The following is a 12,361-nucleotide window of genomic DNA, read 5'->3' as shown; positions in this document are numbered from 1 at the left end:
TCTAAAAATTGCAAAGAAAATACTCTAGTATAGCATGACGTTTTATTTCATTTGTATTTTTGCTAGAGACGACAACCACACCAGTTTACATATGAGCTTAACTATTGAGAACATTTTATTCATCGGTTCGCTACTATTATTTATTAGTATTATTGCTGGTAAGACCTCGTATCGATTTGGAGTACCGACTTTGATTCTTTTTCTACTAATCGGAATGCTTGCCGGCTCAGACGGTTTGGCCAACATTCATTTTGATGATCCCAAACTGGCTCAATTTATCGGAATTGTTTCTTTAAATTTTATTCTCTTTTCGGGGGGACTGGATACCAGTTGGCCGGCAGTAAAACCTGTCTTATGGAAAGGCCTAACCTTATCTACTGTTGGTGTTTTATTAACCGCAGTATCGCTGGGAACCTTTGTTTGGTGGATTACCGATTTCACGATCTATGAAAGTATGTTGTTAGGATCCATCGTATCTTCTACCGATGCTGCGGCGGTTTTCTCCATATTACGCTCAAAAAGTTTAGCTTTAAAAGTAAACCTGAGACCCACTCTTGAGTTAGAAAGTGGTAGTAACGACCCTATGGCGTATGTCCTAACTATAGGCTTTCTCGCTGTGGTAGTTAATCAAGAGCTCAGTGTTCTGTCAATTATTCCCTTGTTTCTACAACAAATGATTTTAGGAGGGCTTTTTGGTTTTGCCTTCGGAAAATTGAGTAAATATGTAAACAACAAAATCAATCTTGATTTTGAAGGTTTATACCCTGTACTTATTATAGCACTTATGTTCATCACCTTCTCTGCTACAGAGTTTGTAGGGGGAAATGGTTTTTTGGCGATTTATATTTGCGCAGTATATCTGGGTAATCAGGATTTGATTCACAAGAAAACGATTTTGAAGATGTTTGATGGATTAGCCTGGTTGATGCAAATAGTTCTCTTCCTTACTTTGGGGTTATTGGTTTTTCCTTCAGAAATATTACCGGTTATGGGTATCGGTCTTCTGATATCGGTCTTCTTAATTGTAATTGCACGTCCATTAAGCGTTTTTATCAGTTTACTGCCGTTTAAAATGAAATTGCGCCGTCGTTTCTATATATCTTGGGTTGGATTACGTGGTGCGGTACCTATTGTTTTTGCAACCTATCCGCTACTTGCCGGTATTGATAAAGCGGATATGATTTTCAATATTGTATTTTTTATTGCAATTACGTCCGTACTTATACAAGGAACTACTTTATCTCTTGTAGCAAAATGGTTACACGTCGCTATACCTGAAAAGGTAAAACCTATGGCTCCGACAGAAGTTTTTTTATCAGAACTACCTAAAACTACTATGCAAGAAGTGACTATTCAAAAAGATTGGTGGGCTGTAGATAAGAAAATTGTTGAACTCGCTTTTCCCTCTACTGCAATTATAGCTATGATCAAACGCGGACAAAGCTATATTACTCCCAATGGATCAACCGTTATAGAGGCTAATGATGAGCTTATAATCCTTTCGAATTCAAAATTAGCTATTGAACAAATTTATGGAGTTTTAGAAAATGAATAAAGTTTCATACTGTAAACTGGAAATATATGATTTATTGCCAATTATTACTACACCGAAATAGATCAAAAACTTACAGCGGAGTACCATAAAAACTTAACTTAGTAATGATTAAAGTAAAGAACGGCTCGGTAATAGTATTCATAAAAAAGAGGCGTTCAAATAAATGAACACCTCTTTTATATAAAAGTTCAAAGCTTTATTTATATACTGTTCTTAGTAAAGTGCGTTGATCGCAGTTACATCAGTACTTGAGAATTCTCCATCCTCGTTAGATCCAAAACAAGCTAACATGATTGAATCAGTATAATCAGAACTTGGAGTTCCTGGAATCAAGATCGCTCCAACACCAGCTGTTCCTTCGTTACTGTTTTGACCACAACTCTGACGAGATTTGTAATCAGTATGACGGAAACCGATACAGTGACCCATCTCGTGTGTCATTACGTGCTCAATAACATTCGTGTTGTAAGCATCAGTACCTTGATTGATTTGAATCCACTTATAAGCTGCTCCACCAGAAGGGAATCCAGCAGATCCACCACCACCGGCTGCACCATTGTTATACACAACCATATCAGCATTAGTACTAGCGCTAAAAGATACTGTAAAGTTAAGGGAAGTATTTAAAGCGTTATAGTTATTTACCGCCCACTGTAATGCAGTTCTCATTTTACTTGTCAAAGCGTAACCAGAACCAGTATACCCAATTACACTAATATTGCGGTTACCACTAGAAACTAAGTTAGTAGTTCTGTATTGCTTGTTACCATCAGCTACTGCTTCAAGCTCAGCTAATTTATTTAATCCATCAACTGGAATGTTGATATCTCCAGAAACTAAATAGTTAGCTGTAGTACCATCTAGCATTGTTAATTTTTGAATAGTAACATCAGATGTGTTCACACCTAGGTTTGCTAAACTTACCAATTGTTCTTTTGTAGGTTCTAGAGCAGCTTCTTGTGTCTCATTAGAAATCTCTTCTTTTTGACAAGACGTTGAGAATCCTGCTACGATAGCGCAAAGCGCCAATAATTTGATTTTTTTCATTTTTAATAAAGTTGAGTTTGTGTAGTTAATTTTTTTATGAAAATAGACGTAACTAAGATCTATTTTCTCTGCAATTTTGTAATAAGCTTTGAACTTTATCACATTTTCTGGGGATGAAGATATGATAATTTATTAAATAAAAAAGCCAATTATATATACAATTCATTGCTTTTACTGTAAAACCGTAAATTATCTTCATTAAAAACAACGATTGCTTGCGTATTAGAAAGTGTTAATGCTTTCTTAAAAATCGATGAAAAACATTGTTAACCTTGCCTTAATATAGTTTAACTTACTGAAAACGTAGAATAACCAAAAATATCGTAAAAGTTCACCTCTGAAACAACAGGACACTATAATAGGTTTTTTCCTACAAATTATAAAATTTCTTATAAGCTGTGTTAAAATTTTGAAGTACACACAGCTATAAACAAAAAAGACTGTCATTTCTGACAGCCTTTCAAATAATAATTAGATTTTTATATAATTTCGGCACTTAATCCAGCCTCCTGTAACTTGGAGCATCGAGGTACTAACTCCTCATAAATTCCTGTCTTTACTATGCACTTACCTTTAAAATGTACTAGAAAAGCACATTGCTCGGCCTGTATTGGTGTATGCTCACAACTATATATCAATGTATCTATAACATGATCAAAGGTATTTACATCATCGTTATACAAAACAATTTCGTTATTTTTTTGATCAACAGTTTGTTCTAATACTTCTTCTAAAACTTCCTCTTGAATACTCATGACTTATAAATTTTATACAAAAATACTATATTGAACTTAAAAACACAGTAGAAATTAGATTATTTTAACAGGTAACTCGCTGCTATCCAATTGTTTCTTTTCTTGCTTGAAATAAATTCCAATTTGTTGCGCTCACATGCTGCATTAATGATTTCAAGATCTTCTTCATAAAAACCACTAAGGAATAACTGCCCATTAGTATTTAGGCATTTTGAGTAGGTGGCGATATCCTCCAATAAGATGTTTCTATTAATGTTTGCAATAATGACATCATAATTCCTCCCTGTTAACAAGGAAGCGTCACCCTCAAATACCTTTACTTTCTTTGCTAAGTTGCGAGTAACGTTTTCCATCGTATTTACATAACACCAATTATCTATATCAATAGCATCGACGGCAATTGCACCTCTCATTTCTGCTAAAATTGCCAAAACACCTGTTCCACAACCCATATCCAAAACTGTTTTATTCTCAAAACTATTTTCCAGAATGTGCTGAATCATCATGTGAGTAGTTTCATGATGCCCCGTTCCAAATGACATTTTAGGTTCTATTAAAATATCGTATTTCACGTCGGGTTGTTTATGAAACGGTGCCCTCACACTACAGATATCATCGACCAAAATAGGATCAAAGTTCTTTTCCCATTCAATATTCCAGTTTACTTGCTCGATTTCCTCATACGTAAAGGTAATTTTAAAATTATCGGATGAAAGAATTTCAATTTCTTCCAAAACAGCATCATTCCACTCCTGTTTTTGAATATAAGCTTCTACTCCTTTTTCTGTTTCTACAAAACTTTCAAACCCAGCAGCTCCTAATTCTGCAATCAAGATATCACTTGCTGGTTGTAGTGGTGTAATTGTAAAATAATAACCCACATAGATTGGCGTTGTCATACTTCTAATTTTGCGCAAAGTTATGCCTTCAAAACCAAAAAGACACCTATAATCGGTGTCTTTTTTAATACATAATTACTTTGCATTATACATGCAATTTTAGAACGCATTAGCGATGGCAACAAAACTTTTTGCATCCAGTGCTGCGCCACCAATCAATCCTCCATCCACATCGGGGTTCGAAAATAATTCTTGGGCATTCTCCGGTTTAACACTGCCTCCATAAAGAATAGACACTTCATCTGCTATGTCATCACCATATTTTTTAGCTACTGATTTACGGATAAAATCGTGCATTTCTTGAGCTTGCTCCGGTGAGGCTGTTTCACCTGTCCCTATCGCCCAAACCGGCTCATAAGCCAATACGACCGATTCCCAGTTCTCTTTGCCTATATGAAATAGTCCTTTTTCTAATTGCGTGAGCACTACGTCGAAATGATTTTCGGCTTTTCTATCTTTCAATTCCTCGCCAAAACAAAAAATAATGCGCATATCCTTTTCAATCGCAGTAGTAACTTTTTCTGCAAGTAGCGCATCGGTCTCACCGAATAGTGCTCTGCGTTCGCTATGTCCCAGGATAACTGTATTTACTCCAATGCTTTTAAGCATTTCCGCAGAAATTTCACCTGTAAACGCTCCGTGATCTGCAGCATTCATATTTTGCGCTGCTAACTTAATACCCGTTCCTTTCAATAATTCAAAGGTGTAATACAAATTCGTGAAAGCAGGTGAGACTATAATCTCAGCATCCGGCATTGTTAATAATTCTGCTTTTATACCGGCAATCAACTCACCTGTTTCAGATAGTGATTTATTCATTTTCCAGTTTCCGGCTACAATTTTTTTTCTCATATTTTGGTTTTTGTGTGATTAATAAACAATTCTTTTATCATATTCTAACTCTAGGATCCAACCATCCGTAAATAATATCAACCATACTATTGATAAGAATAAACAAAGAGGCTATGATCAATACCGCTCCCATAATTATAGGCAGATCCAACGCATTGAGAGCATCTACAATTTCTTTTCCTAAGCCGTTCCATCCAAAAATATACTCAACAAAGACTGCTCCGGCCAACATCGAGGCAAACCAACCTGATACAGCGGTTACTACAGGATTCAATGAATTCTTCAGAGCATGTTTTCTAATTATATTAAATTCGCTAAGACCTTTGGCTCTTGCCGTTCTAATGTAATCCATGTTGAGCACTTCTAATAAAGAATTACGCATAAGCTGAGTGATCACTGCCAGTGGACGAATACCCAAAACGATTGAAGGTAATATTAAATTTTTCCATTGAATGTAGCTCCCTTCTCCAAAATCATCAACTTCATACAAACTACCTGTCATATTAAGGTGTGTATATTCTTGCAGCACATATCCAAACAACCAAGCAAAGATGATCGAGCTAAAAAATGACGGTACACTCATTCCAACTGTACTCACCAACTGAATTACATGATCCGGCCACCTATTTTTGGTTAAGGTGCTGATAATCCCAAAAATCACTCCGAATATTATTGCTATACTGATAGCCGACACTGCTAACAAAGCAGTATTAGGTAAAGTTTCTTTAATAACCTGACTTACTTTTTTTCCATTTTTCTGAAAGGATTCCCGCAGATAAGGCAATTTAAGTACTATTTGAATTTTGTCAAGATCAACAAGTACGGTTCCTGAATATTTACCGGTATCATAAAATGTAAAAGCGTCCTCTTCCTTATTATGAAAAGATAATGGGGACAAATCGTTGAGATAATAGAGATATTGTACTCCTAGAGGTTGATCGAAGCCATATTTTTTTCTCACATTTTGCAGCTGTTCTTCGGTTTCATTTTGACCCAACATCATTTGTGCAGGATCACCGGGAAGAATAGTGAATAGAAAAAAAATGACGGTCACTACGCCAAAAAGCGTTAATAATGCATAACCGAACTTGGATAAATACTTATACATACTTCTTTAATCTTCACCGTTAGTTTCAAAATTGAGTTCATCACTGTCGTTCCAGTGCAGTTTTTGTTTAATAGTACCTCGTTCTAATCTAAGTATCCCAGGATTGGAGCGCACAATTGTTTTTAAGGCGGTCTCATCAACGCTGTAGAAATCTAAATCAAAATTAAAAGCTTGTTTAGCTTCCATTATTTGATCTGATATGGATGCTGACAGACCTATAACTTTATATCCGGCTTGCTGAGCATCCTTAACTAATGTATTTATTTTTTTCATGCCTTGTTTTTCACTCTTAAGCAGATTGTACATAACGATAACCACCAATTTGTCTTCGTTTAAAAACTGCTTCGTATAATCTACCCCATCCTTTTCAATTGAAAAATCATGGATTGGAGGCACATAACCTTCAGAAATTGTCTCTGTATCCACCGAAATAAATTCCCCGGAGAAAGATGGATAGCTTCCGGATGTAGTAATTATATGATCTTCTCCATTGGATCTGAATTTCCAATGGTACGCCAATTCAGCTTCAGGAGCGCCATCAGGAGTTTGCATCGCTTCTTCAATATTGACTCCAACCTTGTATGGTCTGAAATCCAACCAAGGTAGGTGCATCAAAACATAATAACCAAAGCCTAAGCATAGCGTAAAACATACAAAAACGATCCACTTATGTGAAGCTACCGCCCCAATAGGTTGAATATATTTTTTACCCACAAATAGAACAATTATGAATACCAAGAGTATAACGTCTTTGATAAACGACTCCCATGGAGTTAACGGAATGGCATCACCAAAACAACCACAATCTGTTACTTTATTAAAATATGCAGAATAGAAAGTTAAGAAAGTGAAGAACACAATCATACCCATAAGTGACCAAAGTGTAACTTTCTTAAGATACCCTAATAATAAGGTCACTCCTACAAGTATTTCAAAAATCACCAGAAAAATTGCTATTAAAAGCGCAAAAGGAATTAAAAATTCCAAGCCAAGCACATTAGCATCAAAATATTCTTGCAGTTTGTATGAAAACCCTAATGGATCATTAAGTTTTATAAACCCTGAAAATATAAATAATACACCAACTATAATGCGTGAAATATGTACGAGTATCTTCATTACCTTTATTTAGTTTTAAATTAGTAGGATTAAATCCATTTTTCATCAATAGCTCGTTACTTTTTGTGAGCCTCAAGATGAATCATAGCAAAAATAGAATAATTAATCATGTCCTGATAATTTGCGTCGATCCCTTCGCTCACGACAGTTTTACCCTGATTATCTTCGATTTGTTTAACCCGTAGTAATTTTTGTAAGATCAAATCCGTTAGTGAACTCACCCGCATTTCTCTCCATGCCTCTCCATAGTCATGATTTTTATCCAACATGAGCTGCTTAGTTATCCCGATATGTTTATTATAAAGCTCTATAGCTTCTTTTGCTGAAAGATCAGGTTGGGTAGCAATGCCCATTTCAATCTGTATTAAGGCCATAATACTATAATTAACAATGCCAATAAATTCGGCTACTTCATTCTCCTCGATTTTTTGAGTTTCATTTTCTTGAAGACTTCGAATGCGCTGTGCTTTAATAAATATTTGGTCCGTGAGAGAAGGTAATCTTAAAATTCGCCATGCGCTTCCGTAATCTTGCATTTTCTTGGTGAATAAATCACGGCATTGGGTTACAATTATATCGTATTGACTGGAGGTATCCTGCATTTTGTTCTTCTATTTTGCGTAAATTTCGCGTTATTAAAGCAATTATGCCAAATTATCGACAAAATAACTGAAAATTACTTTTGACTATTCTTAAGTTAAACAGAAATTCGTTTAGTTACTAAAGCTATATAGCATAAATGTAAGCACTAAAGTATAGATTTTAAAATAGCTCTCCATGATACCAACTCGAAAGTTGAATCACACTCTTAACTGTAAAGGCACATTGGTGGATTTATCAACTCCCAAAGTTATGGGCATTCTTAATCTTACACCGGATTCATTTTATGACGGCGGTAAGCACAAAGATGTAAACGATATCCTGAATCACACCGAAGGCATGTTGCGTGAGGGCGCTACTTTTATTGACTTGGGAGGTTACTCATCACGACCGGGGGCAACCAATATTACGGTGGATGAGGAGTTAAAAAGAGTACTTCCTATAATTGATATTCTTACAGAGAAATTTCCAGAAATTTTAATTTCAATAGACACCTTTAGAAGTGCAGTTGCAAAAAAAGCAATTGAGGCAGGAGCAGCACTTGTTAATGATATTTCGGCGGGTATATTGGACATAGAAATGATACCAGTTGTCGGAAAATTGAAAGTTCCTTACATCATGATGCATATGAAAGGAACTCCGCAAACGATGACATCCAATGCAGTTTATGAGGATGTGATTATTGAAATGAAATCATACTTTTCATATCGGATCGCCGAGGCTCGTAAGCATCAGATAAGTGATATTATAATTGATCCGGGCTTCGGATTCGCTAAAAATAATTCTCATAATTTTGAGATTTTAAAGCAGATGAATCTTTTTCAGTCGCTTGATGCCCCAGTATTAGCAGGGCTCTCAAGAAAATCGATGATATACAAAACTCTAGATAAAACACCACAAGAAGCACTTAACGGCACCACATGCCTTAACACGATTGCCTTACTTCAAGGCGCTTCGATTTTAAGAGTACATGATGTAGCTGAAGCTAAAGAATGTATTACACTTCTAAATGCCTTTAAAAATTAAATTTCATATTTTTACAAAAACATCTTTGGATTGGACATAATAAACCTAAGAATACTTGATATAGTTGACATCGTACTGGTTGCATTTCTATTATACTATATCTATAAGCTAGTAAAAGGAACAGCAGCAATCAATATTTTTATCGGAATTGTGATGATTTACCTGGTTTGGAAATTGACGCAGTTATTAGCCATGGAAATGTTGAGTAGTGTTTTAGGCGAATTCATCGGGGTTGGAATGTTTGCACTTATCGTGGTTTTTCAGCAAGAAATAAGAAAATTTCTTTTAATGATTGGCTCTACTAATTTCGGAAGAAGACGCAAGTTTTTACGAACCTTAAAATTCATGAGAGACGCTCCGGAAGAGAGCTTAACGGATATCAATTCTATTCTTGCTGCATGCAAAAATATGAGTAAGACCCATACAGGAGCCATTATTGTAATTAAACGCAGTACTTCCTTAGATTTTGTCAAAACCTCTGGCGATGTAATGGACATCAAATTGAACACACCGATTATACTAAGCATCTTTTATAAAAATAGCACATTGCACGATGGGGCTATGATTATTGAGGACAACAAGATCACAGCAACACGTGTGATTCTACCCGTAACCAATGACAGAGATATTCCCCTACGCTACGGTTTGAGGCATCGAGCGGCTTTAGGAATTACCGAAAAAACTGATGCAGTAGCCTTAATTGTGAGTGAAGAAACCGGCCAAATCTCGTATGTAAAGAATGGAGAATTCATAAAATTTGAAACACTGGATGAACTCAATGAAAAATTAAAAAAAGAGCTTATTTAGATACTTACTCCAAAACCGTTGCAAATTGAACATCGTATAAATTCTTATAATATCCCTGATCGATCGTAAGCAATTCATCATGATTTCCTTGTTCCACAATTCTACCTTGATCCATCACGATGATTGTATCCGCTTTTCTGATCGTAGCTAATCTGTGAGCAATTACGATAGAAGTTCGCCCTTGAGTAATTTTATTTGTTGCATCTTGAATTAACTGTTCACTGTGCGAGTCTATTGAAGAGGTAGCCTCATCCAATACTAAGATACCGGGATCACTCACATAGGCTCTCAAAAAAGAAATCAATTGCCTCTGACCTGACGATAACATTGCTCCACGTTCTTTAACATTATAATGGTAACCACTTGGAAGCGTCATGATAAAATCATGTATTCCTATTTGCTTGGCTGCAGTTATAACATCCTCTTCACTAATCTCAGGGTTGTAAAGTGTTATGTTATTCAGAATAGTATCTGCAAATAAAAATACATCTTGCAATACCACAGCAATATTATCACGCAGTGATTTTAAATTAATTTTAGTAATATCCACTTGATCAATATAGATAGATCCTCCGTCAATTTCATAAAATCTACTCAACAAGTTGATAATAGTGGATTTTCCGGCACCGGTAGCTCCTACAATTGCAACAGTTTCTCCATGCTTAACTTTAAAAGAAACTCCTTTTAAAACCTCTTCATCCTTAACATAACTAAATCGTACGTTCTCAAATCTAATATCTCCTTTTAACGCTTCAATAATTTGTGTGCCGTCGTTCATGATCCGAGATTCTGTATCAAGGATTTTAAAAACCCGATTAGCAGCTACCATTCCCATTTGAAGCGTATTAAACTTATCTGCTATTTGACGTAGTGGGCGAAAAAGCATCTGAGCAAGTTCAATAAATGCAATAACGATACCTAGACTTAGTCCATCTCCTTGTGCAGCCTGTAACCCCCCAAACCAAACGATGAGTCCTATTGTTATTGAACTAGACATTTCTGCTATAGGAAAGAATATTGAATTATACCAAACGGTTTTAACCCATGCTTTTCTATGCTTTTCATTTATGGACTTGAATCGCTGGTACTCTGTTTCCTCACGTGTAAATAACTGAACTATTTTCATACCAGTTATACGCTCTTGAACAAAAGAGTTAAGGTTGGACACCTGAGTTCTTACTTCTTCAAAAGCAGATTTCATTTTTTTCTGAAATACTCTGGTGGCATAAAGAATCAATGGGAGTATGGAAAAAACAATCAAAGCTAGTTCCCAACTTTGATACAACATGAATCCCATAATGACAAGCATTTTGAGTAAATCGCTGATGATCATAAACAATCCCTGGCTAAAAATACTCGAAATGGTTTCTATATCGCTCACCGCTCTGGTAACTAACCGTCCTACCGCAGATTGATCATAATATTGCTTTTTGAACGCTATCATATGACCAAAAAGATTGACCCGTAAGTCACGAACTACTTGTTGTCCCAACCAATTTGCAAAAAATATAAAGAGAAATTGAAAAACCACCTCCAACATCAAAATCCCAAACATGAGTGCTATATAATAAAATAACAAATCGTTATCTTTAGGGATGATGCTTTCATCAATGGTAATCTGAAGAATATACGGTCTCAGTACCGTGACTACCGAAAGTAAAATTGCGGATAGCCCAACAAAATAAAATGTTAGACGATAAGGATTCGTATAACTAATTAATCGTTGAAATAATTTAAAATCAAATGCCTTTCCTGATTGCTCTGCCATTTATTCAATATATATTGTTTTAGGATACTCAACTGCCGTAAGAAACAATCCCGCAGCGGGAACCGAATATCCTGCCTCTCCTCTATCTTCGCTCTTAATAATTCGTTCGAGATCTGCTACACTTAATTTATGTTCTCCAATTTCAATAAGCGTTCCGACAATCGCTCTTACCATATTACGCAAAAAACGATTTGCCGATATTTTAAAAATTAATCCATTTTCTGTAACCTCCCATTTAGCTTCGGCTATATCACAATTGTATGTTTTTACATCCGTTTTAGACTTACTAAAGCACTTAAAGTTTGTATAATTTAGCAACATTTCTGCCGCTTCATTCATTACTGTAAGGTCTAACTTCTTTTTCAAATAATATGTTGTATCAATTGCAAAAGGATTCTTTTTAAAGGATATGTGATACTCGTACGAACGGCTAACCGCATCAAATCTAGCGTGTGCCGAAGGTCTTACTTTGCGCAGCCCGTATACCGCAATCTCTTTGGGAAGGATACAGTTGAGCTTATAGCGTAGCGTTTCCTTATCCAAATTTTTATCAACGTCAAAATGAGCCATCAGCTGTTTTGCATGTACACCAGTATCTGTTCTACCAGCTCCCATTATCCCAATCTCTTCTCTAAGTATCATCGATAAAGCTTGTTCTATGGTCTCTTGTACCGATACTGCGTTAGGTTGTCGTTGCCAACCATGATAAGGTGTGCCATTATAAGCAAGTTCCAAAAAATATCTCAAATCAATACCTTATTTTTGCGTAAATCTAAGGAACAAATATAGTTCTTCTGCCCTAAACTTTGGATACTACTATGTAAC

At 35.7% G+C, this 12,361-nt stretch carries 12 protein-coding genes; 3 read left to right on the top strand and 9 right to left on the bottom strand.

Translation table 11 applies throughout. The annotated features are described in order from the left end of the window. The first annotated feature begins 91 nt into the window (after window positions 1-91). Window positions 92-1,555, top strand: coding sequence for a potassium/proton antiporter (locus tag ACJRPK_RS08895; RefSeq protein WP_407139556.1), 1,464 nt, complete (start codon window positions 92-94; stop codon window positions 1,553-1,555). 213 nt (window positions 1,556-1,768) lie between these two features. On the opposite strand, the gene ACJRPK_RS08890 is transcribed toward ACJRPK_RS08895, so the two are convergent. The 7 genes from ACJRPK_RS08890 to ACJRPK_RS08860 all read right to left on the bottom strand — a co-directional run bounded on the left by ACJRPK_RS08890 (window position 1,769) and on the right by ACJRPK_RS08860 (window position 7,937). Further along, window positions 1,769-2,602, bottom strand: a complete 834-nt coding sequence (locus ACJRPK_RS08890; RefSeq protein ID WP_407139555.1) for a M57 family metalloprotease — start codon at window positions 2,600-2,602, stop codon at window positions 1,769-1,771. 479 nt (window positions 2,603-3,081) lie between these two features. Then, window positions 3,082-3,357 (bottom strand): ATP-dependent Clp protease adaptor ClpS, encoded by a 276-nt coding sequence (locus ACJRPK_RS08885; RefSeq protein WP_148782650.1) that lies wholly within the window; start codon window positions 3,355-3,357, stop codon window positions 3,082-3,084. 59 nt (window positions 3,358-3,416) lie between these two features. Continuing rightward, on the bottom strand, window positions 3,417-4,256 hold the full coding sequence (gene prmA, locus ACJRPK_RS08880; protein WP_407139554.1) for a 50S ribosomal protein L11 methyltransferase: 840 nt from the start codon (window positions 4,254-4,256) through the stop codon (window positions 3,417-3,419). A 99-nt stretch (window positions 4,257-4,355) separates the two neighbouring features. Beyond that, window positions 4,356-5,108, bottom strand: coding sequence for a triose-phosphate isomerase (gene tpiA, locus ACJRPK_RS08875; protein ID WP_407139553.1), 753 nt, complete (start codon window positions 5,106-5,108; stop codon window positions 4,356-4,358). A 37-nt stretch (window positions 5,109-5,145) separates the two neighbouring features. Continuing rightward, on the bottom strand, window positions 5,146-6,216 hold the full coding sequence (locus tag ACJRPK_RS08870) for an ABC transporter permease (protein ID WP_407139552.1): 1,071 nt from the start codon (window positions 6,214-6,216) through the stop codon (window positions 5,146-5,148). Between the two features lie 6 nt (window positions 6,217-6,222). Next, window positions 6,223-7,335 (bottom strand): BT_3928 family protein, encoded by a 1,113-nt coding sequence (locus ACJRPK_RS08865; RefSeq protein ID WP_407139551.1) that lies wholly within the window; start codon window positions 7,333-7,335, stop codon window positions 6,223-6,225. Window positions 7,336-7,391: 56 nt separating this feature from the next. Further along, window positions 7,392-7,937 carry a DUF1599 domain-containing protein gene (locus ACJRPK_RS08860; protein ID WP_407139550.1) on the bottom strand — a complete coding sequence of 182 codons (546 nt, stop codon included), beginning with the start codon at window positions 7,935-7,937 and terminating at the stop codon, window positions 7,392-7,394. A gap of 175 nt (window positions 7,938-8,112) precedes the next feature. Here ACJRPK_RS08860 and folP point away from each other — a divergent pair, with 175 nt between their 5' ends. Continuing rightward, window positions 8,113-8,961, top strand: a complete 849-nt coding sequence (folP, locus tag ACJRPK_RS08855) for a dihydropteroate synthase (protein WP_407139548.1) — start codon at window positions 8,113-8,115, stop codon at window positions 8,959-8,961. 30 nt (window positions 8,962-8,991) lie between these two features. Further along, window positions 8,992-9,768, top strand: coding sequence for a diadenylate cyclase CdaA (cdaA, locus tag ACJRPK_RS08850; protein WP_148782643.1), 777 nt, complete (start codon window positions 8,992-8,994; stop codon window positions 9,766-9,768). Window positions 9,769-9,772: 4 nt separating this feature from the next. Here the strand turns inward: cdaA and ACJRPK_RS08845 are convergent, their stop codons facing one another. Further along, window positions 9,773-11,536 (bottom strand): ABC transporter ATP-binding protein, encoded by a 1,764-nt coding sequence (locus ACJRPK_RS08845; protein WP_407139547.1) that lies wholly within the window; start codon window positions 11,534-11,536, stop codon window positions 9,773-9,775. Further along, window positions 11,537-12,283, bottom strand: a complete 747-nt coding sequence (gene truA, locus ACJRPK_RS08840) for a tRNA pseudouridine(38-40) synthase TruA (RefSeq protein ID WP_407139546.1) — start codon at window positions 12,281-12,283, stop codon at window positions 11,537-11,539. Window positions 12,284-12,361 lie beyond the last annotated feature (78 nt).

It is taken from the genome of Aquimarina sp. 2-A2 (assembly GCF_045505135.1).
GTDB classification, from domain to species: domain Bacteria; phylum Bacteroidota; class Bacteroidia; order Flavobacteriales; family Flavobacteriaceae; genus Aquimarina; species Aquimarina intermedia.
Note: the sequence above shows the minus strand (reverse complement) of the source record. Positions and strands in the feature narration are given on the sequence as shown.